The 19,942-nt window shown below is 74.2% G+C and carries 19 protein-coding genes; 10 read left to right on the forward strand and 9 right to left on the reverse strand.

The annotated features are described in order from the left end of the window. Window positions 1–91: 91 nt before the first annotated feature. On the reverse strand, window positions 92–2,281 hold the full coding sequence (locus ACFVHI_RS25835) for an MMPL family transporter (RefSeq protein ID WP_380343166.1): 2,190 nt from the start codon (window positions 2,279–2,281) through the stop codon (window positions 92–94). Window positions 2,282–2,696: 415 nt separating this feature from the next. Here ACFVHI_RS25835 and ACFVHI_RS25840 point away from each other — a divergent pair, with 415 nt between their 5' ends. The 4 genes from ACFVHI_RS25840 (at window position 2,697) to ACFVHI_RS25855 (ending at window position 7,173) form a co-directional block, all read left to right on the forward strand. Beyond that, window positions 2,697–3,821, forward strand: coding sequence for a DegT/DnrJ/EryC1/StrS family aminotransferase (locus ACFVHI_RS25840; protein WP_380343169.1), 1,125 nt, complete (start codon window positions 2,697–2,699; stop codon window positions 3,819–3,821). Window positions 3,822–3,917: 96 nt separating this feature from the next. Beyond that, entirely contained in the window at window positions 3,918–4,862 is a 945-nt protein-coding gene (locus ACFVHI_RS25845; RefSeq protein ID WP_063350681.1) for an NAD(P)-dependent oxidoreductase, read from the forward strand. A 12-nt stretch (window positions 4,863–4,874) separates the two neighbouring features. Beyond that, complete coding sequence (locus ACFVHI_RS25850; RefSeq protein ID WP_380343173.1) at window positions 4,875–5,954, forward strand: hypothetical protein; 1,080 nt, start codon at window positions 4,875–4,877, stop codon at window positions 5,952–5,954. Between the two features lie 253 nt (window positions 5,955–6,207). Continuing rightward, the gene (locus tag ACFVHI_RS25855) at window positions 6,208–7,173 is read left to right on the forward strand and encodes an excalibur calcium-binding domain-containing protein (protein WP_380343176.1); all 966 of its coding nucleotides are present in this window, start codon (window positions 6,208–6,210) and stop codon (window positions 7,171–7,173) included. A 92-nt stretch (window positions 7,174–7,265) separates the two neighbouring features. Here ACFVHI_RS25855 and ACFVHI_RS25860 read toward each other — a convergent pair whose 3' ends face one another. From ACFVHI_RS25860 to ACFVHI_RS25875, 4 genes are all read right to left on the reverse strand, one after another. Further along, complete coding sequence (locus ACFVHI_RS25860) at window positions 7,266–8,003, reverse strand: polysaccharide deacetylase family protein (RefSeq protein WP_380343179.1); 738 nt, start codon at window positions 8,001–8,003, stop codon at window positions 7,266–7,268. Between the two features lie 5 nt (window positions 8,004–8,008). Next, the gene (locus ACFVHI_RS25865; protein ID WP_063350678.1) at window positions 8,009–8,797 is read right to left on the reverse strand and encodes an SDR family NAD(P)-dependent oxidoreductase; all 789 of its coding nucleotides are present in this window, start codon (window positions 8,795–8,797) and stop codon (window positions 8,009–8,011) included. Between the two features lie 78 nt (window positions 8,798–8,875). Beyond that, a complete protein-coding gene (locus tag ACFVHI_RS25870; protein WP_380343182.1) occupies window positions 8,876–9,808 on the reverse strand; it encodes a hypothetical protein in 933 nt (310 codons plus the stop codon). A 102-nt stretch (window positions 9,809–9,910) separates the two neighbouring features. Further along, complete coding sequence (locus ACFVHI_RS25875; protein WP_380343185.1) at window positions 9,911–10,714, reverse strand: SAM-dependent methyltransferase; 804 nt, start codon at window positions 10,712–10,714, stop codon at window positions 9,911–9,913. Between the two features lie 223 nt (window positions 10,715–10,937). Between ACFVHI_RS25875 and ACFVHI_RS25880 the strand changes: the two genes are divergently transcribed. Next, window positions 10,938–11,612 (forward strand): RNA polymerase sigma factor, encoded by a 675-nt coding sequence (locus ACFVHI_RS25880; protein WP_063350675.1) that lies wholly within the window; start codon window positions 10,938–10,940, stop codon window positions 11,610–11,612. A gap of 86 nt (window positions 11,613–11,698) precedes the next feature. After that, on the forward strand, window positions 11,699–12,346 hold the full coding sequence (locus ACFVHI_RS25885; protein ID WP_380343188.1) for a hypothetical protein: 648 nt from the start codon (window positions 11,699–11,701) through the stop codon (window positions 12,344–12,346). Between the two features lie 30 nt (window positions 12,347–12,376). Here ACFVHI_RS25885 and ACFVHI_RS25890 read toward each other — a convergent pair whose 3' ends face one another. From ACFVHI_RS25890 to ACFVHI_RS25905, 4 genes are all read right to left on the reverse strand, one after another. Continuing rightward, window positions 12,377–14,107, reverse strand: a complete 1,731-nt coding sequence (locus ACFVHI_RS25890; RefSeq protein WP_380343191.1) for a condensation domain-containing protein — start codon at window positions 14,105–14,107, stop codon at window positions 12,377–12,379. A gap of 158 nt (window positions 14,108–14,265) precedes the next feature. After that, window positions 14,266–15,045: a hypothetical protein gene (locus tag ACFVHI_RS25895; protein WP_380343194.1), complete on the reverse strand. Its 780-nt coding sequence runs from the start codon at window positions 15,043–15,045 to the stop codon at window positions 14,266–14,268. A 4-nt stretch (window positions 15,046–15,049) separates the two neighbouring features. Beyond that, window positions 15,050–15,340, reverse strand: coding sequence for a phosphopantetheine-binding protein (locus tag ACFVHI_RS25900; protein ID WP_079136143.1), 291 nt, complete (start codon window positions 15,338–15,340; stop codon window positions 15,050–15,052). A 69-nt stretch (window positions 15,341–15,409) separates the two neighbouring features. Further along, on the reverse strand, window positions 15,410–16,342 hold the full coding sequence (locus ACFVHI_RS25905) for a 3-oxoacyl-[acyl-carrier-protein] synthase III C-terminal domain-containing protein (protein ID WP_380343197.1): 933 nt from the start codon (window positions 16,340–16,342) through the stop codon (window positions 15,410–15,412). Between the two features lie 145 nt (window positions 16,343–16,487). On the opposite strand from ACFVHI_RS25905, the gene ACFVHI_RS25910 reads away from it, so the two are divergent. The 4 genes from ACFVHI_RS25910 (at window position 16,488) to ACFVHI_RS25925 (ending at window position 19,909) form a co-directional block, all read left to right on the forward strand. Beyond that, a complete protein-coding gene (locus tag ACFVHI_RS25910; RefSeq protein WP_380343199.1) occupies window positions 16,488–16,811 on the forward strand; it encodes a hypothetical protein in 324 nt (107 codons plus the stop codon). Further along, window positions 16,808–18,001 (forward strand): glycosyltransferase, encoded by a 1,194-nt coding sequence (locus tag ACFVHI_RS25915; RefSeq protein WP_380343202.1) that lies wholly within the window; start codon window positions 16,808–16,810, stop codon window positions 17,999–18,001. Before ACFVHI_RS25910 ends, ACFVHI_RS25915 begins: the two co-directional genes overlap by 4 nt. Before the next feature lie 146 nt (window positions 18,002–18,147). Then, window positions 18,148–19,122, forward strand: coding sequence for an ATP-binding cassette domain-containing protein (locus tag ACFVHI_RS25920; RefSeq protein WP_380343205.1), 975 nt, complete (start codon window positions 18,148–18,150; stop codon window positions 19,120–19,122). A gap of 22 nt (window positions 19,123–19,144) precedes the next feature. Further along, window positions 19,145–19,909, forward strand: coding sequence for an ABC transporter permease (locus ACFVHI_RS25925; protein ID WP_380343208.1), 765 nt, complete (start codon window positions 19,145–19,147; stop codon window positions 19,907–19,909). Window positions 19,910–19,942: the final 33 nt, after the last annotated feature.

Consider the following 19,942-nt stretch of genomic DNA (forward strand, 5'->3'; position numbering starts at 1 on the left):
GACGCCAACAACAGGCCCGGACCAGCCACTACAAAAGACGAGGCCACAGCCCAAGAGCTGAAGCCTCGTCACGGTAAGCACCGTTGCAGTACTAGACGCCGACGGACTCCCGGACCGGGGCCGGTTCGGGGGCGGCGGTCTGCAGCTTGCTGCCCTCGACGTCGATGTCCGGTATCAGCCGGTCCAGCCAGCGCGGCAGCCACCAGGCGCGGCGGCCGAGCAGGGCCAGGACGGCCGGGACGATGGCCATCCGGACCACGAAGGCGTCGAAGGCGACGGCCGCGGCGAGGCCCAGGCCCATCATCTTGATCATCGGTTCGCCCATGCCGATGAAGCCCGCGAAGACGGCGATCATGATGAACGCGGCGGCGGTGACCACCCGGGCGTTGTGCCGGAAGCCGGTGACGATGGCCTCGTCGGGCTGCTCGCCGTGGACGAAGCCCTCGCGGATCCGGGTGACCAGGAACACCTCGTAGTCCATGGCGAGGCCGAAGACCACGCCGACCATGAAGATCGGCATCATGCTCATCACCGGGCCGGTCTGTTCGACGCCGATCAGGTTGGCCAGCCAGCCCCACTGGAAGACCGCGACGACCGCGCCGAGCGCGGCGGCCACCGAGAGCAGGAAGCCGAGCGCCGCCTTCAGCGGGACGAGCACCGAGCGGAACACCACCAGCAGCAGGACGACGGCGAGGCCGACGACCACCGCGAGGTAGGGCACCAGCGCGTCGGTGAGCTTCTGCGAGACGTCGATGTTCATCGCCGTCGTGCCGCTGACCAGGACCGTCGCCCCGGTGGTCGTCTTGAGGCCAGCGGCGTGGCCGCGGATCGCCTGGACCAGGTCCTTGGTCTCCGCAGCGCTCGGACCGGTGGACGGGACGGCGTTCAGCAGGGCGGTGTCCCCCGCCTTGTTGAACATCGGCGGGGTGACGGAGACCACGCCGGGCAGCCCGGAGACCGTCTTGGCGACCTCGCTCGCGGCGGCCTTCGGATCGGGCGTGCCCTTGACGTCCACCATGACGGTCAGCGGCCCGTTGAAGCCGGGGCCGAAGCCCTCGGACAGCAGGTCGTAGGCACGGCGCTGGGTCGTGGAGGTCGGCTTGGACTCGTCCCCGGGCAGGCCGAGCCGCAGGTCGAGCGCCGGGGCGGCGAGCACCCCGAGGCCGATCACGCCGCCGAGCAGCACCGCGAGCGGGCGCCGCAGCACGAACTTGGCCCAGCGGGAGCCGCCGTTCTCCTTCTTCGGCTGGACGGTGCCCTTGCGGGCCTTGCGGGGCAGCACCCGGCGGCCGATGAAGCCGAGCAGCGCGGGGACCAGGGTGAGCGCGACCAGGACGGCGATGACCACCGTGCCGGCCGCGGCCATGCCCATCTTGGCGAGCATCGGGATGCCGACCACCGAGAGCCCGGCCAGGGCGATCACCACGGTGAGTCCGGCGAACACCACAGCGGAGCCGGCGGTGCCGACGGCCCGGCCGGCCGCCTCCTGCGGGGTGTGGCCCTCGGCGAGCTCGGCCCGGAAGCGGGAGACGATGAACACGGCGTAGTCGATGCCGACCGCGAGGCCCAGCATCATCGCGAGCGTGCTGGTGGTGGAGGACAGGCCGAGCGTGCTGCCCAGCCCGGTGATCAGGGCCATGCCGAGGCCGACCCCGATCACGGCGGTGAGCAGCGGCAGGCCCGCGGCCACGAGTGAGCCGAAGGTGATCACCAGGACGACCGCGGACAGCGCCATGCCGATCATCTCGCTGCTGCCGCCGGCCTCGGGCTTGGCCATCAGCGCGTTGCCGCCGACCTCGACCTTGAGCCCGGCGTCCCGCCCGTGCTGGGCGGCCTGTTCGAGGGCGTCGGTGGCGCCCTTGGACAGCTCGCCCGCCTTGGCGGAGTAGCTGACGGTCGCGTACGCGGTGGTGCCGTCCTTGGAGACGGTGTTGGCCTTGAACGGGCTGACCGCGCCGGTGACCTCGTCGGCGTGGGCGAGCTCGGCGACCGTCCGCTCCACCGCCTGCTGGTTGGGCTCGGCGGTGATCTTCTGCCCGGACAGGGCGACGAACACCAGGCGGGCCGAGGCGCCGTCGGCGTGGCCGCCGGGGAAGCGCTCGTTCATCAGGTCGAAGGCCTTCTGCGCCTCCGTACCGGGCATCGCGAAGCCGTCGTCGGGTGCGGCGGGCGCCTTGGCCGCCAGGACTCCGCAGACCGCCAGCACGGCGACCCAGAGCAGGGTCACCAGCCGGCGTCGGACGAAGGCCCAGCGGCCCAGGCGGTACAGGAACGTGGCCACGGAAGAGTGGACTCCTTCGGATCTCGGTCAGCGTGCGCACCGCGGCCGCCCCGGCGCCTTTCGGCGCGGACCGCCCGCAGCATGGCCCATCCTTGATCGCCGGCCCCTCCTCCGTCGTCGTCCCTGCGCAGGCCGTTTGCGTACTGCGGACGCAGTACGGCCCCTCCCCGGACGGCGGAAGCGCATCAGCTGTGGCGGGAGCAGTCGGGCGCACTCCCGGCGGCGGCGACGGAGCGCTGACGGGGGCAGCGGCAGCGCGGCGACGGGGCCGGGCGCCGTCACCCGGGCGGGCGGCGACGACGGGCCGCGGCCCGGCGGGCGAAGTAGCGTGATGTGCCAGGCCCGACCCTTTTCCTGTGGTTCGGACCCATCTGACCCGATCGGTGCTGACCCCAGCCCGCCGCCGGAGGTGCCCATGGGCGTTCCAGCCGCCCGCATCGTGTTCGACGAATCCGACCGCGCGGCCGTCGCCGAGGCGGTGATGGAGATGCTCACCACCGGCGCCCTCACCCTGGGCCCGTGGACCGAGCGCTTCGAGCAGGCCTTCGCCGCCGAGCACGGCGCCTCGCACGCCGTCGCGGTGAGCAGCGGCACCGCGGCGCTGGAGGTGATCCTGCGCACGGTCGACGTCCGGGGCCGCGACGTCGTCGTGCCGGCCGTCACCTTCTACGCGACCGCCGGCGCCGTCCTGCACGCCGGCGGGCGCCCGGTGATCGCCGACGTCGACCCGGCCACCCTGGCGCTCTCCCCCGAGACGCTGGAGGCGGCCCTCACCCCGGATACCGCAGCCGTCGTACTCGTCCACATCGGCGGACTGATCGCCCCGCGGGTCGAGGAGCTGCGCGCGCTCTGCGACCGGCACGGCGTCCCGCTGGTCGAGGACGCCGCACACGCCCACGGCAGCAGCCTCGACGGGCGCAGCGCCGGGACGTTCGGCCTGGCCGGGGCCTTCTCGTTCTACCCGACCAAGGTCACCACCAGCGGCGAGGGCGGCCTGGTCCTCACCGAGTCGCCCGAGCTGCGCGACGAGGCCCGCACCTACCGCGACCAGGGCAAGGGCTCCTTCACCACCAACCACCACGTCCGGCTCGGCCACGCCTGGCGGATGAGCGAGCTCAGCGCGGCCGTCGGCGCCGTGCACCTGCGCCGGCTCAAGGAGTTCATCGAGACCCGCCGGGCCGTCGCCCGCCGCTACGACGAGGCGCTGGCCGGGCTCGACGGCCTGGAGCCGGTGCTCGAACCGCCCGGCTGCCGCGGCAACTACTACAAGTACGTGGCGCTGCTGCCGCCCGGGGTGGAGCGCGCCGCGTTCAAGCGGGCGGTCGCCGAGGAGTACGGGGTGCGGCTGTCCGGCGAGGTGTACGACCTGCCGCTGCACCTGCAGCCCGTCCTCGCCCCCTACCGGCGCGGGCCGCTGCCGGTCGCCGAGGACGTCTGCGCGCGGCAGGTGTGCCTGCCGGTGCACTCCGACATGACCGGGGACGAGACGGAGCAGGTCATCGAGGCCGTCTCGGCGGTGCACCGGAGACTCGCCGGATAGCCGGGGCGGGGTCGACCCGACCAGGCGGGCGCGCCGAGGCGCTCGACACGGAGTTCGAGAAGGCGCTCGACACGGAGCCCGACAAGGAGAGAGATCGTGCGGATAGCCGTCACCGGGGGATGTGGATTCATCGGGTCACACGTCGTGGACCACCTGCTCGCGGCCGGCCACGACGTCCTCGCGGTGGACACCACCGACAAGTACCTCAACCCCGACGCCGAACACGCCCGGCTCGACATCCTCGACCTCGCGGCCCTCACCTCCGCGCTGGCCGGCAGTGAAGTGGTGTACCACCTCGCCGCGATGGCCGACGTCGAACAGGTCTCCGCCGACCCGGTGCGGGCCGTGCGGACCAACATCGACGGCACCGAGGCCGTCCTGGAGGCCGCCCGGCGCAGCGGGCTGAGCCGCACCGTGCTGGCGAGCACCGTCTGGGTCTACGGCGCCGCTCTCACCGACGATCAACTCGACGGCGGGGAGCAGGAGTTGGACGAACACGTGCCGATCGAGCTGGAACACAGCGGCCACCTCTACGTGGCCACCAAGCTCGCCGCCGAGATGCTGGTGCACAGCTACCGCGAGCTGTACGGGCAGCACTTCACCATCCTGCGCTACGGCATCCCGTACGGGCCCCGGATGCGCGACGAACTGGTCGTCGCCCGGTTCGTCCAGGCCGCGCTCACCGGGCGGCCGATCACCATCGCCGGCGACGGGCGGCAGAGCCGCAACTTCGTCTACGTCGAGGACCTCGCCGACGCCCACGTCCGGGCCCTGTCCCCCGCCGCCGAGGACCAGACCTTCGCCCTGGAGGGCTCCACCGCCGTCTCGGTGCGCGACATCGCCGACACCGTCGACGACCTGCTGGGGCCGGTCTCGATCGAGCACATCGACGGCCGCAAGGCCGACTACACCGGGCGGCGGATCTCCTGCGCCCAGGCCAAGCGCCTGCTCGGCTGGTCTCCGCACACCAACTTCGCGGACGGCGTACGGAGTTACGCCGACTGGTACCGGGCCGCCGCGGCCGCCTCCGCCGCCTCCTGAACGGGCCGCCCGATGCCGCACGCCCTGCTCGTCTCCGGCTCCCTCGGCCAGGGCCACGACGTGATGGCCCAGGCCTGCGCCGACACCCTGCGGGCCCGCGGCTGGACCACCCACACGGTCGACGCGATGGCCCTGCTCGGGGAGCGCTCCGGCGCCGCCGGGGAGGCCGTGTTCCGGCGGCTGCTCGACCTGCCCGGCGTGTACGACGCCTTCCACTTCTCGGCGTTGCGGCCCGGCGCCCGGCTCGCGCTGCTCGCCGACGCGGCCGCCCGCAGCCGGCTCGTCCCGGCCCTGCGCCAACTGGTCGCGGTGCAGCGGCCGCAGCTGGTGGTCTCCGTGTTCGCCACCGCCACCTCGGCCGTCAACCGGCTGCCGCAACGGGACTTCCGGCACTTCGTGTTCTGCACCGACGTGACACCGCACCGGCTCTGGGTGCAGGAGGGCACCGACCTGTTCCTGGTCACCTCCGAGGTCGCCGCCTGCGCCGTCCGCCGCTACCGGCCGGACGCCGCCGTCACCGTCCTGCCCGCTCCGCTGCGGGAACCGTTCTACCGGCCGCCCGGCCGGGCCGAGGCGCGTGCCGAACTGGGCGTCCCGGCGGGCGGGCGGTGCGTGCTGCTGATGTCCGGCGCCTGGGGGCTCGGACCGCTCGCCCGCACCGCCGCCTCGCTCGCCGCCGCCGGTCCGCACGTGCTCGCCGTCGCCGGGCGCAACCGGGAGCTGGAACGGCGGCTGCGGGCCGCCGCCCGCCGGGAGCCGCGCCTGCACCCCTTCGGCTACACCGACCGGGTCCCCGCCCTGATGGCCGCCGCCGACCTCGTCGTCACCAGCTCCGGCGACACCTGTAGCGAGGCCCGCGCCCTCGGACGGCGACTGCTGCTGCTCGACGTCGTCCAGGGCCACGGTCGCGACAACCTCCAGCACGAGCTGGAACTCGGCCACGCCGACGTCGCCTCCGCCCACCCCGCCGAGGTGGTCCGCAACGCCCTCGCCGCCCTCGCCCGCCCCGGGCCCGCCCCCTCCCCCGGCGCCACCCCGGAGCCCTGGCGCACCGGGTTCACCGCGGCCCTGGCCCAGGTGGGGCTGGCGTAGCCGAGGGCCGGGGCGAGCAACACGGGAGTCCCGGCCGGGGTGGAGCCGTGCACCCGGGCGGGGGCCGGGGCCGGAGTTCGCTACCTGGCGCATACCTGTTCCATGCGAGTCCTTTACACTCTCCGAAGCCTCCGGACGGCCCCGGACAGCGGCCTCGCCCGCCGGCAGCGGCGGCCGTCCAGCCCAGGCCGGAGCACCCACCCCGGGGTGCCGCTCTCCCCGGGGACACACTCCTGCTCGAAGGAACCCCCTCGTGACCCCCGACCCGCACCGGCCGCCCGGGCCCCAGGCCGTACCGCCCCGCACCACGGCCAACCGGCTCGTCCGAGCCGCCGCCCTGCTGTTCGTACCGCCGCTCGCCGCGATCTGGCTGTGGCGCTCCCGCCGCCTGCACGTCGCCGCCAAGGTGGCGCTGACCTTCTGCTGCCTGATCGGCTCGCTCTTCTGGTTGGGCGTCATCACGGGGCCGAAGCCGGAGAAGGCGCAGCCGGTCGCGGCCCCGGCGACGACCGCCGCTCCGGCTCCGGCCGCTACGGCCACGGCCACGGCCACGACGGCGGCCACCCCGGCCGACGCCGGGTCCCCGACGCCGACCCCGAGCGCGACTCCCACTCCCGCTCCGAGCGCGACTCCAACTCCCGCTCCGAGCGCGACTCCAACTCCGAGCGCCGCGTCGGGTGTCATGCCCGACGTCGCCCAGCACACCGCCGGGGAGGCGCGTGCCCTACTGGTGGCGGCCGGTGTCGCAGCCGACCGGATCCAGGAGCACAGCCGCTACCTGGACCTCGTGCTGCCCGCCGACCACGACGCCTGGGTGGTGTGCGCGAACGTGCTCCAGCCCGGGAGCAAGCTGTACCCGGCGGTCTCTCCCGCGCTCCAGCTGGTGAAGCCGGGGGCTTCGTGCCCGGCGGACCGGTACGCGGCGCTCTACGCGGACGAACGCAACGACCCGTCCAGCCCGAACCACCAGGGCAACGCCGGCGGCAGTTCCACTGGCGGGTCGTCGGGCGGAACGTCAGGCGGAACGTCAGGCGGGGGCTCGGACACGAACTCGGACGGGGCGTCGGGTGGCGGTTCCCAGGGCGGTGCCGGCGGCAGCGCCTACTACAAGAACTGCGACGCGGTGAAGGCCGCCGGCAAGGCCCCCCTGCACCGGGGCGACCCCGGGTACCGGTCCGGCCTGGACCGCGACAACGACGGCGTCGCCTGCGAACGCTAGAAGACGCCGAGCAACGCCACACGGCGAAGCCCCGCCTCGGTCGAGGCGGGGCTTCGCCGTCCGCCCGGCGCTCGGCGGCGGGCGCGATGCCGTCAGCCGCGGGCGGCCCCCGGGACGGCGTGGTCGCGGAGCGGGCCGAGGGTGAGGGAGTGGGCGCGGCAGTGGGCGGCGATCAGCGGAAGGGCGGCGAGGGTGGCCCGCCAGGAGTCGGGGGCGGAGGTGCAGTCGGAGTCGTGCAGGAGGAGGGTCGCGCCGCCGGTGAGGCCGGGGCGGGCGGTCGCGTAGACGGAGGCCCCGGTCGCCTCCGCCGTCCAGTCCCGGCCCCAGGCCGTCCACAGCACCGGGCGCAGGCCCAGCCGCCGGGCGGCCAGGGCCGGGCCCGCCGTCAGCACCCCGTACGGCGGGCGGTACCAGTGCGGGCGCACCCCGCACAGCGCGGTCACCGCCTCGATCGCGTGGCGCAGTTCGCGCAGGTCACGGGCCGGGGCCGGGTACCACTGCGGCCGGTGGTGCCAGCCGTGGACGGCCACCTCGTGGCCGCGCAGCACCAGCTCCCGGCCGAGGGCGGGGGCGCGCTCCAGCATCGAACCCAGCAGGAAGAAGGTGGCCCGGACACCGCCCAGCGCGTCCAGCGCATCCAGGATCTCCGGGGTGCTGCGCGGGTCGGGGCCGTCGTCGAAGGTCAGGGCGACGTGGCGCGGGTCGGCACCGAGGCCTGCGGTTCGACGGGCCAGCGTGCGGCGCAGTGTCGGGAGGCGCACCGCCGCCGGGGCCAGGTGCGCGAACTCCGCCGCGGCCGCCGCCGCGAGCACCCGGGTGGCGATGTTCACCGGGCTCACCCGAAGCGGGAGGCCATGCGCCGGAACACGCCCGGCGCCACGCCGTGGATCCGGGCCGGGAAGCCGAGCCAGTGCGGCACGAAGAGCCGGTCGCGACCGGTGGTGATGGTCGCGACCACGGTGTCGGCGACCCGCTCCGCCGGCACGGGCCGTGGCCGCTCCCGCTGGTAGGGCGTGCCGCGCCGGTCGAAGAACGGGGTGTCCACCGGGCCCGGCAGCACCAGGCGCACCCCCACCCCGGTGCCGCGCAGCTCATACCAGAGGCTCTCCGCGAACATCGCCAGCCCGCCCTTGGTCGCCGCGTACCCCGACTCGTCGCGCACGCCGACCTGGCCGGCCATCGAGCCGAGCAGCACGATCCGGCCCCGGCGGCGCTCCAGCATGCCCGGCAGGAGCAGGCGGACCAGCCGCAGCGGGGCAGCGAAGTTGACCTCGATCATCCGGTCCAGGACGTCCGAGGGGGTGTCCGCGAACGGTCCGCGCCACCCCAGGCCCGCACTGGCGACCAGCGCGTCCACCCGGCCGGCCTCCGCGAGGGCCGCCTCCGCGAGCCGGCTCGGGCCGTCCGGTTTGCTCAGGTCCTCGGGCAGGACGCGGCCACCGGTCCGGGCGGCGACCTCGTCCAGGCGGGCGCCGTCCGTACCGGACAGCAGGGTCCGCCAGCCGGCGTCGGCCAGGCGGACGGCCGTGGCCAGGCCGATGCCGGAGGAGGCGCCGGTGACGAGCACGACCGGAGGGTCGGCGGGCCCCGGCCGTCGGGGGCCCGGCTGGGCTTCGTCCGCCATCGCGCACCTGCCGCTCCGTGGGCGTTCAACCGTCCGATTTGTCCGGCAAGTCACCTTCGCACGGCGGCGCCGCCCGGGCTACCGGGGCGGGACGGCCGGCTCGGACTCCGCCTCCGGGCCCGGGCCGGGGCCGGGTTCAGGGTCCCGGTCCGCCACGCCCGGCCGCGCACCGGCCACCTCTGCGGACTGCCCCTCCAACTCCCCGAACCTGGACAGCAGGAAGGTGCCGCCCACCGCCACCGCGAAGCCCGCCAGCGCGCACCACTCGAACCCCGGACGCGCCGCGTCGCCCAGCGCCGCCACGCCCACCAGCGCCGGACCGAAGGTCTCGGCGACCGTCCCGGCGGCGGTCGCGGCCGTGACCGTGCCGCGCTGCAGAGCCAGCGCGTACGCCAGGTAGCCGCCGAGGCCGCCCACCACGAGCGCGTACGCCGCCGGGTCGGTGAGGACGGTGACCAGGCTCGACGCGTCCAGCACCCGCACCGCCAGGCTCGTCACCCCGAACCCCACCCCCGCCAGCAGCCCAAGCCCGGCCGCCGCCACGGTGCCGGCCCGGCGCACCAGGACGAGGGTCAGCAGCAGCATCACGGCCGTCGTCGCGAGCAGCGCCCAGTGGAACAGCGGCGGGGCGTGCTCCCGGCCCTCCCGGCCCGACCCCAGCGCCAGCAGCGTCAGGCCGACCACCACGGCGACGATTCCGACCGCGTCCCCCCGGCGCAGCCGTGCCCCGAGCAGCCGGACGGCGGCGAGCGCCGTCACGGCCAGGCTCGCATTGGTGACGGCCTGCACGAGGAACAGGGGCAGGCTGCGCAGCGCCACGATGCTCAGCGCGAAACCGACGATGTCCAGCACGGTGCCGAGCAGGAACTCCCACGAGCGCGCCAGCGCGGCCAGCAGCCCCGCCCGCACCCGGTCCGCCTGCGGCGCCGACCGCGCCCCACGCGCCTGGAACACCGCCCCGAACCCGAAGCACACGGTCGCGACCAAGGCGGTGGTGAGTCCCAGCAGCATGCCTCTCCCAGCCTCACGGGCAGCATCGATCCACCACCAGTCTGTCCCCGGGGCGGCGAGGCCGCACGGGTGGAGCGGGTGGGGGCGGCGCGGCCGGCGGGGTCAGGGTTTGAGGGCCACGGCCGCGTAGGCGGCGGCTTCGGGGGCGGTGGCCGGCGGGTCGGTGGGGGTGGGACGCCAGTGGGGGGTGGGGACGATCCCGGGGGCGATGAGGCTCCAGCCGTCGAAGAAGCGGGTGAACTCGGGGAGCGTGCGGGCCTGGGCGGCGGTGCCGGCGGATTCGTAGATCCGGACCAGGCCAGCGATCTCGGCCGGGGCGAAGTCGGGGGTGACGTGGGTCATCACCAGGGCGCTGCCGGGGGCGAGGGCCGCTTTGAGGTGCTCGACGAGCTCGTGGGCGCCGTGGGTGTCGGGGACGAAGTGCAGGAGGGCGTTGAGGGAGAGCGCGACGGGCCGGGTGAGGTCGATGGTGTCGCGCAGGCCGGGTGAGGCGAGGAGCCGGGCGGGGTCGGTGACGTCGGCCTCGACGTAGGCGGTGCGGCCTTCGGGGGTGCCGGTGAGCAGGGCCTGGGCGTGTGAGAGCACGATCGGGTCGTTGTCGGCGTAGACGACGCGGGCGCACGGTTCCACGCTCTGGGCGACCTCGTGGAGGTTGGGCGGGGTGGGGATGCCGGTGCCGATGTCGAGGAACTGGTCGATGCCGGCCCGGGCGAGGGCACGGGTGGAGCGGTGGACGAAGGACCGGTTGGCGCGGGCGGCGACGCGCAGCCAGGGTCCGAGGGCGAGTGCGTGCCCGGCGGCCTCGCGGTCGGCGGCGAAGTTGGTGAAGCCGCCGAGGTAGTAGTCGTACATCCGGGCCGAGTGCGGCATGTTGAGCCGCAGGTCGACTCCGTCGTAGAGGCTCATCGCGTTCCCCTTGGCGTCGCGGACACCTGTCGATTGGTGCCCACCGTATCCGGAGGTCAGGCGCGGTCCGCCGCATTCCAACCGTTCGGCTGATCCGATGGGATGACAATCCGTATTCGGGATGCGGCCTGGAGTGACGAGCCGGATGGACTGAGGATGGGCGCAGACAGCCCGACCCTCGAGTGGACCGCCGAGCTGCCGGCGGCCACGGAAAGCAGGCTCGATGACGATCGACAGGGGCGCCCCCGTGCGCGGGTACCGGGGAGGGCCCACGCTGGAGCGCGCCGACGGCCCGGAGTCGGACCGGGAGGCCGGTGGCGACCTCGGCCTGCGGCTGGACCTCACCTACGCGTCGTTCTGCGAGACCCATGAACCCGCCTGGCACGCCCTCGCGTTGACCAGGATAGGCGGCCAGGCGGACGCCGCGCTGGTGGTCGAGGCCGTGAAGGCGGACCTGGCCCGCTGCTGGCCGCAGGTGCTGCGGTTCGAGGAGCCGGCCGCGTACGCCTGGCGGTTGGCGAACCGGCACGTCTCGGACTGGATGTCCGCCGAGGAACCGGTGGCGGTGGAGGCCGTCACCTTCGCCGCGGTGATCGGCGCTTTCAAACAGGTCGCGAACGGGCTGCTGCACAGCGAGGCGGACGAGGTGCGGCTGTACGCGGCGATCCTCGAACTCCCGGACCGGCAGCGGGATGTGATCATCCTGCGGTACCTGCTGGGCCTGCACGTCAAGGTGATCGCGGCCTACCTGGGGCGGCCGGTGGCGACGGTGCACTCCAACCTCCGGCACGCCCGGGAGCGACTGGCGCGCCGACTCGGGGTGGGCGAACTGCCGGACAGCTCCGGCGAACCGGCCGACCGCGCGGGTGAACTGCCGGACCGCGCGGGTCAGCTGTGACGCCCGGGCCGGAAGCGGACCCGCCCGACGGGGCGGGCGCGAGCGGTGGGGCGGGCACGAGCGGCGGGGGGCGTGCGGTGGTTCACGTGCCCCGGCCGAAACGCGCGCACGCCGAGCGCATCGCAGCACTGCGCCAGGCCCGGCTCACGGCCGCGCCGACACACCTGCCGTCGGAGTTCGAGCAGGCCGCCTTCGAACTGGGCCTGGTGGTGGCCCTGGTGCTGGGCGCGCCGGACGCCTCCCGGGGGCTCGACCTCCTGGTGAACGCCCGCCGGATCCAGCCCGAGGGGGCGGAGGTGTTCGCCGCGCTGCTGTACGCGACCGGGCGGGAGGAGGGCGCCGAGTTCTGGTGGCGCTTCGCCGCCGGATCGGGCTGCGGCACGGCGGCGTACTGCCTGCACCTGCACCATCTGAAGCTCGGCGAGAACGACGACGCCGACTACTGGCGGGCCTGGTCGGACCAGCTGGCGGCGGCCGTACGCCCCTCCGGGCCGATGCCGTTGCGGATGACCAGGCCGCTGCTGCCGGACGACGTGCGGCGCGACATCCTGTCCCGGGTCCACCACGGGCTGGCGCCGCAACTGCCGCCGCGGCTGGTCGCGGTGATCGACCGGCTGCCGGTGCAGGGCGACGAGGACGAGGAGGAGGTGCCGAGCCCGTGGGGGCTCACCTCGGGGGCGACCTCGGTGTGTTCGTGGGACGTCCGGTGGGACGGCGAGGACCCGTTGGAGTGAGCCGACCGCGTCTGCCCGTCCTCCCCCCGTTCAGGTGAGCGCCGCCTGCCGGGCGGCGATGTCCGGGTCGCGGCCGCCGCCGGCGGTGACGGTCTCCGCCCCGGGGCCGGTGTGCCGGACGACGTAGTGGTGCGGCGCCATCGCCGTGTCGCGGCCGGGCAGGGCGGCGACCACCGCGTGGTGGGCGACGGCCGGGGTGAGTTCGTGGTCCGCGCTGGTCAGCCTGGCGGTCAGCCTTCCCTCGTCCAGCGCCAGTTCGATGTCCGCCCGCGCGCCGAGGGCGGCCTCCAGCAGGGCGCGGACGGCGGCCAGGTCGATCCAGGAACCGTCGACCAGGTGCCACTCCCCGCTCCGGCCGGGGGTCGGCACGCCGCCGACGCCGGGCAGGGCGTCGAGCGGCACGGGCCCGCGGGCGGCGGCGGCGAGGACGGCGAGCAGCGCCCGCGCGAACCGGTCGGTCTCGTCCGGGTCCAGCACCTGCGGGCAGCTGATCAGGGCGAAGTCGAGGCTGCCGCTGATCCGCAGGATGGTGAACATCAGCCGGACCGGCAGCGGCGGGGCGGGCACCCGGGTCAGTTCGGGGTCGGCGGCCGCGGCGGGTTGGGCGTCGGCGACGGCCGCGGGGATGGTCAGGCTCAGGTCGTTGACCACGACATGCCGGGGGAAGCGGCTGCCGCGCAGGTGGGCGCAGTCCTCGATGAGCCGCCAGACCTGTTCGGCGTCCAGGGTGCTGTGCCAGTAGGCGCTCAGCGAGGCCGCCTTGGCCCGGCCGATCAGCTGGTCGAGGTCGGCCGCCCCGGTGTCGAGCCGGATCAGGGCGTCCTGCGCCAGGGTGCCGACGTGGTCGACCAGGGCGGCGCGCTGGCGGTTCGCGGAGAGCGCCGAGAGCGCCAGCTCGGTACGGCCGGACCGGTGCGTGACGAGCGCGGCGAAGGCGGCGAGCAGGACGACGGACGGGCTCGCGCCGGTGCGGCGGCAGACGGCGGCGAGGTCCTCGGCGGCGGTGCGGGAGCGGACCAGGACGGCCGAGTGGTCGCGCGGGGGGCCGGTGATCCGCGCGTCGGCGAACACCACCTGCGGGCCGGTGGCGAGGCTGCGGGCCCAGTACCGCAGGGCGGCGGCCGACTTGCGGCGGCCCTGCGCGCTCCGTTCCGCGTCCGCGATCCGCAGCGGGGTCGGGGCGGTGACCGGCGGGAGGTCCTTGCCGGCGGCGAGGTCCAGCCAGTCCTGGATCAGCAGCACAGTGGCGGCGCCGTCGGCGCCCGCGTGGCAGATCACCGCGACCAGCCGCAGCAGTCGCTCCCCGCCGGCGACGAGGGTGACGCGCAGCCGCGGGGCGGCGGCCAGGTCGAACGGAACGGCGACGTCGGCTCGGCCCAACTCCGCTGCGAACGCGTCCAGTTGGGCGCCGTCGCGATCGCCCGCCTCGATCACGGTGACGGTGAACCGGCCTTCCGGGTGCACCACTTGGCGCTCCGGGAAGCCGTCCGCGCCGGGGCCGGCGGGGAAGGAGGTGCGCAGCGACTCGTGCCGTTCGACGAGCCGGCGTAGGGCGGTCAGCCCGGCCGACACCGAGGTGCCGTCCGGGACGGGCCAGAGCGAATCCTTGTTGATCTGCTCGGGGGCGTCGCGCCCGATACACCGGATCATGTTGTCCTGGCCGAGCGTGAGCGGCCCCGAACCGCCGGCCGAGTCGTCGACCGGGGCCGCGTACCGGACCTCGATCCGCCTACTGCTCTGTGTCTCGCCGTACGGGGTCACGTCGTACGCGCCTTTCGGCTCGCCGGGAAGGGTTCAGCGGGGGTGCGATCGGGACGCTACCAGCGACCTCACATGCTGGTCCAGACCAATCGCCTACCAAACCGATGGTTCATCAATTCCTGTGCGAGACAGGAGAGTTGGCATGAACCGAACCATGGCTACGGAAGGGTCAACGTGCTCAGCACGCCGAGCCGGCGGTCCAGGTCGGCGACCAGGACGGGGCGCCCCTGCGCCCGCCAGGCGGGCAGCTGCTCGGCGAGCTCCGCCCAGGCCCCGGTGAACGGCTGGGCGGCCGCACCGTCGGCACCGGCCAGCCCGGGGCCGAGCACGAGCGCCGGGTCGGGCCCCAGCTCGGCAGCCCGATCCCGCACCACCGTGTCCGACAGCCCGGCACCAGGTATCTGATGGATCGTCATATCAGGCCCGGGGGCCTCCTCGCAGACCAGCACCACCACACCGTGCCGCTCCGGAAGCGACACCGGCGCGGCCGGCTCGTGGTGCAGCGCGGTCTGCTCGGCGAGCACCACGACCGCCCGACGGCAGGATCCGGTGCGGTGGTAGTCGACCGCGAGGCGCAGCGCGGTGAAGGCCGCGGCGACGCCCTGGTCGCAGACCGCGAAGGCGAGCGGCGTGCCCGGACAGGACCGGCTGAGCGCCAGCGAGGACGGCGCGCCCGGTCGGACGTCCGGGGTGTCGAAGGCCAGGATCAGCAGGTCGACGGGCTCGTCCTCGGCGAGCGCCTCGCGCAGCAGGTCGGCGGCCAGCTCCTCGTAGGAGTGGCCGACGCCCTCGCGCAGCAGGTCCTCGCGCAGCGGCAGGCCGTAGGGGCGGACGAGGTCGGAGACGAACACCCGCAGATCCGGGTGGAACGAGGCCTCCGAGCGCCCGTCGAAGCGCCGCGCGAGCACCCGGGTGATCCGCAGGCCGTGGTCGGCCACCTGGTCAGTCCTCGGGGATGACGTGTCCGGCGACATAGTCGGCCAGCTTGGTGACCGAGCGCAGGTCGTCCTCGGTGATCTGCTCGACGTCCACCTGGATGTCGAGCGACTCCTCCAGTTCCAGGATGAGCTCGATGGTGCCGGCCGAGGTCAGGCCGAGATCGTCGAAGAGGCAGGCGTTCTCGGGGATCTCGGGCAGTTCGCGCTTGAGGACGCGGGGCAGCAGTTCGCCGATGCCGGTGCGGATCCGCTCGCGCAGCTCGGGGTCAGTGGTCTGGACCACAGGTTCTGACATGGGTGTCCCGTCCCGTCGTACGTGGGAGAGTGGTCTGGCATGGGAAGGATGGACGAAGCCGACGCTTCGTCAGCAGCGGACCGCCATCGCGGAGAACGTGGCTCCGACACCGGCGGCGGCGATCAGGTAGTGGTCGCCGCGGCGCAGCAGCCCCCGCGTGGTGGCGGTGTGAAGATTGATGAGGCTGTCCGCAGCGAAACTGTGCCCCACCGACAGCACGTTGTCCAGCACCACCTTGTCGAGCGGATAGCCGATCCGGCGCGCTATCATCCGCCACGACGCCTGGTTGACGTTGTGCGGAAGCACCGCGGCCAGGTCGGAGAGGTCCAGACCTGCCTCGTCCAGGGCGACCTCGATCGCCTCCACCATCACGTTCGGGTACTCGCGCTGGTAGCGGGCCAGGAGGTCCGCGTCCTCGGCCAGTCGGCCGTCGAACTCCGGGCGCTGGCGCACCGCGAAGGAGAGCACCCGGTGGCGCTCGCCGTCGGCGCTCACCAGACAGGCGGCCGCGCCCTCGGCGAAGATACCGGTCTCGGGCACCACCTGGGCGTCCTTGGTGAAGGTCTTCTCGCCCGCCAGGATGAGCGCCAGCGCCCGCGGGTCGGGCTCGGCGGCGAGCAGCCGGCCGGCCAGGTCGATGGCCAGCAGGCCCACCGCGCACGCGTGGTGGGTCACCGTGAAGGCGTTGGCGTGCGCGAGGCCATGCGGGGCGAGCAGGTCGTGCAGTGGGTTGAGCGGGTAGGGCACCGCCACCGGCATGCTGCGCGCGTGGATCACGAAGCGGACGTCCCGTTCGCGTCCGCGCAGCTCAGGCAGGTTGTCGAGGGCGGAGTCAAGCAGGTCGGGCAGCGTCCCGGACGGGTCCAGACGGAGCTGGTCCAGTCCGTGGAAGCGGCGGAAGAGTCGAAGTTGACGTGGGGTCAGGCCGATCCGCTCACCAACCGCCTCGATGGGCACGGCGTGCGGGGGGAGGTGAACGGCCACTGCCTCCAGTGCTGTCACGCGGGCTAGTATTCCGACGCCCGCCTGGTCGCACAAGTGATCTCGGGCCCCTTCACCGTCGCGTTCGTCTCCGAGGCCGCCGAATCCGCCTCCGGGGCGGGCGCGTTCACCCCCGTGCCGTCGAGCAGGTGGGAGACCCCCTTCGATGTCCGATGCCATTTCTCACACGTCGTCCGACCGTGAACCGCACCACCCCGCCGCGCCGTTGCACCCCGAGCTGGTCGCGCTGCTGGTCGAGGCCGCCGGGGCGCCCCCCGGCTGGGCCGACCGGCTGACCCCGGACGCCCGGCTGGACGGCGACCTGCTGCTCGACGAGGGCGAGCTGGCCGCGCTCGCCGAGCGCCTGCGCGAACGCTTCGGCCCGGCCGCCGACCTGGCCCGGCTGCGCGCCGGGCTGGACCTGGCCGCCCTGGAAGCGCTGACCGTCGCCGACCTGCAGAAACTGATCCCCGAGGAGGGTGCACGATGACCCGGTTCCTGCTGGTGATGCCCCCGTTGACCGGGCACATCAATCCCGCGGCGGGCATCGCCGCCGAGTTGACCGCGCGCGGACACGACGTCGCCTGGACCGGCACCGAGTCGGTGCTGCGCCCGCTGCTCGGCCCCCAGGCCCAGGTGCTCGGCACCGGCACCCGGGCGTTCCGAGCGCAGGGCGGGCACGGGCTCGCCGCGCTGCGTTCGCTGTGGGAGGGCTTCATCGTCCCGTACGCGCGGTTCACCGCGAAGCCGCTGGACGCGATCGTGCGGGAGTTCCGGCCGGACGTCCTGCTCGTCGACCAGCACACCCCGGCGGGCGCGCTGGCCGCCCACCGGCACGGCCTGCCGTGGGCGAGCTTCGCGCCCGGGGCGATGGAACTGGGCCGGCCGTACCGGGCATTGCCGCAGGTGGAGGCCTGGATGACCGGCCTGCTGCGCGGGTTGTGGGAGCGCGCCCGGCTGCCCGCGCAGGAGTACGTGGACCCGCGCTTCTCGCCCGCCCTGGTGCTGGCGACCACCGGCCCCGCGCTGACCGGTGACGACGCGCCGCCCCCGCACCACGCGCTGGTCGGGCCGGTCCAGTCCGCCCGGCCGGCCGATCCGGACTTCCCGTGGGAGCGGCTGCTGCCCGGGCGCCGACGGGTGCTGGTCACCATGGGCACGCTGGCCGGCGAGCTGGGCGCGGACTTCCACGCACGGGCCGCCCGGGCGCTGGAGCTGTGCGGCGACGACGTGCAGCCGGTGTTCGCCGCCCCGCGCGAACTGCTGCCCGAACTGCCGCCGCAGGCCGTCGCGGTGGACCGGGCGCCGGTGCTGGAGCTGATGGCGCGCGGCGCGCTGGACGCGGTGCTGTGCCACGGCGGGATGAACACCGTCGGCGAGGCCCTGACGCACGGCCTGCCGCTGGTCACCGCACCGATCCGGCACGACCAGCCGTTCGTCGCGGCGCAGGTGGCGGCGGCCGGGGCGGGGCTGCGGGTGCCGTTCGCCCGGGTGACGCCGGAGCGGCTGGCGCAGGCCCTGCGGGCCGTCCTGGACACGGCCGACTACCGGCGCGGCGCGGTCCGGGTCGGCGAGGCGCTGCGCGCGGGCGGCGGGGCGGCCACGGCCGCGGACCGGCTGGAGGGCCTGGCGGCCCGAGCCGGGCGGGACTTCCGGCAGCCGCTACCGGGGGCCCTGTAGCAGACCGGAAGATCAACGTCCATTGGTCTAGGCCATTGTCTCCGGGCCGGGGTTCGCCCTAGGGTGGCGCCCAGCACCGCCTTCGCAGGTGCCGAGCACCGCCTTCCCAGGTGCCGTGGCAGCCCATCCCAGCACGGGAGTTCCGGTTGATCGAGACCACGGGACTGCGCAAGTCCTATCGCAAGAAGATCTCCCGCAAGAGCGGCGAGAACCCCACCGTCGACGCTGTGCGCGGCATCGACCTGTCCGTCGACGCGGGCGAGATCTACGGTTTCCTCGGGCCCAACGGCGCCGGGAAGACCACCACCCTGCGCATGCTGGCCACCCTGATCCGCCCGGACGGCGGTCAGGCCAGCATCGCCGGGGCCGATCTCTTCACCGACCCGGCCGGTGTACGCCGCCGGATCGGCTACGTCGCCCAGGGCGGCGGCACCACCGACACCGTCAGCGCCCGCGAGGAGCTGGTGCTCCAGGCCCGGATGTACGGCGCCGCCAAGGCGCAGGCCGTCCAGGCCGCCGAGGGCGCGCTCAAGGCCTTCGACCTGGCCGAATTCGGCGACCGCCCGTGCGCCACCTACTCCGGCGGCCAGCGCCGCCGGGTGGACATCGCGCTCGGCGTCATCCACGAGCCCCGGGTGCTGTTCCTGGACGAGCCCACGGTCGGGCTGGACCCGGCCAGCCGGGCGTACGTGTGGGAGGAGATCCGCCGGCTGCGCACCGAGGGCATGACCGTCGTCGTCACCACCCACTACCTCGACGAGGCCGACGCCCTGTGCGACCGGGTCGCGATCGTCGACCACGGCCAGGTGGTGGCCGAGGGCACGCCCGAGGTGCTCAAGCGCGAGATCTCCGGCGACGTCGTGCTGCTCGGACTGGAGCCCGGAGAGGGCGTCGCCGAGCGGGCCGCCGAGGTGCTGCGCCCGCAGCCCTACCTGCACCGGCTGGAGTTCAGCGGGGAGGACGGACTGCGGCTCTACCTGGAGGACGGCGCGGCGGCCATCCCGCAGCTGCTGCGCGCGCTGGACGGGGCGGGCGTGACGCCCGGCACCGTCCAGCTCCAACGCCCCAGCCTGGACGACGTGTTCCTGGCCCGCACCGGCCGTTCGCTCCAGCAGTCCTGATCCGCCCACTCCTGGGGAGACCATGAAGCTCGCCCGCGACACCTGGCTGGTCTTCCAGCGCCAGGTGCTGCTGATGATCCGCACCCCGATCTGGATCGCCGTCGGGATCATCCAGCCCGTGCTCTACCTGCTGCTGTTCGCCCCGCTGCTGAAGAAGGTGCTCGTCCCCGGCGGTACCAGCAGCTACGCCGACACCTACCAGGTGTACGTGCCGGGCCTGTTGGCGGTGCTGTGCATCTTCGGCGGACTGTTCACCGGCTTCAGCCTGCTCGGCGAGCTGAAGGCCGGCATCATCGAGCGCGCCCGGGTGACGCCGGTGAGCCGGCTGGCGCTGCTGCTCGGGCGGGCGCTGCGGGAGATGGTGGCGCTGCTGGTGCAGGCCGTCCTGATCACCCTGATCGCGCTGCCGTTCGGGCTGCGGGTGAGCCCGCTGAACCTGCTGCTCGCCTACCTGCTGCTCGGGCTGCTGGCGCTGATGACCTCGGCGATCTCCTACGGCATCGCGCTGATGGTGCCGACGGACGCGGCGATGGCACCGGTGGTGAACACCCTCGCGCAGCCGATCGCGCTGCTCTCGGGGGTGCTGCTGCCGCTCACCCTGGCGCCGCACTGGCTGCAGCAGACCGCCAAGTGGAACCCCTTCTACTGGGCGGTGGAGGGCATGCGCGCACTGTTCTCCGGCCACCTCGGGGACAGTGCGGTGTGGCAGGGCCTGCTGGTCGTCGTGGTGATGACCGTGCTGTCGGTGTACTGGTCGGCCCGGTTGTTCTCCACCCGGGTGCGCTGAGACACAGCGCACGAGGATGGGACACATGCACGA

This window comes from Kitasatospora sp. NPDC127121 (assembly GCF_042677305.1).
Taxonomy (GTDB): Bacteria; Actinomycetota; Actinomycetes; order Streptomycetales; family Streptomycetaceae; genus Kitasatospora.

Excerpts from the sequence above, each read along its gene's own strand:
- ACFVHI_RS25915 (WP_380343202.1), top strand. The coding sequence starts at position 16,808 with ATGACCCGGTTCCTGCTGGTGATGCCCCCGTTGACCGGGCACATCAAT.
- ACFVHI_RS25880 (WP_063350675.1), top strand. The coding sequence starts at position 10,938 with ATGACGATCGACAGGGGCGCCCCCGTGCGCGGGTACCGGGGAGGGCCC.
- ACFVHI_RS25870 (WP_380343182.1), bottom strand. The coding sequence starts at position 9,808 with ATGCTGCTGGGACTCACCACCGCCTTGGTCGCGACCGTGTGCTTCGGG.
- ACFVHI_RS25850 (WP_380343173.1), top strand. The coding sequence starts at position 4,875 with ATGCCGCACGCCCTGCTCGTCTCCGGCTCCCTCGGCCAGGGCCACGAC.
- ACFVHI_RS25840 (WP_380343169.1), top strand. The coding sequence starts at position 2,697 with ATGGGCGTTCCAGCCGCCCGCATCGTGTTCGACGAATCCGACCGCGCG.
- ACFVHI_RS25875 (WP_380343185.1), bottom strand. The coding sequence starts at position 10,714 with ATGAGCCTCTACGACGGAGTCGACCTGCGGCTCAACATGCCGCACTCG.
- ACFVHI_RS25910 (WP_380343199.1), top strand. The coding sequence starts at position 16,488 with ATGTCCGATGCCATTTCTCACACGTCGTCCGACCGTGAACCGCACCAC.
- ACFVHI_RS25900 (WP_079136143.1), bottom strand. The coding sequence starts at position 15,340 with ATGTCAGAACCTGTGGTCCAGACCACTGACCCCGAGCTGCGCGAGCGG.
- ACFVHI_RS25865 (WP_063350678.1), bottom strand. The coding sequence starts at position 8,797 with ATGGCGGACGAAGCCCAGCCGGGCCCCCGACGGCCGGGGCCCGCCGAC.
- ACFVHI_RS25925 (WP_380343208.1), top strand. The coding sequence starts at position 19,145 with ATGAAGCTCGCCCGCGACACCTGGCTGGTCTTCCAGCGCCAGGTGCTG.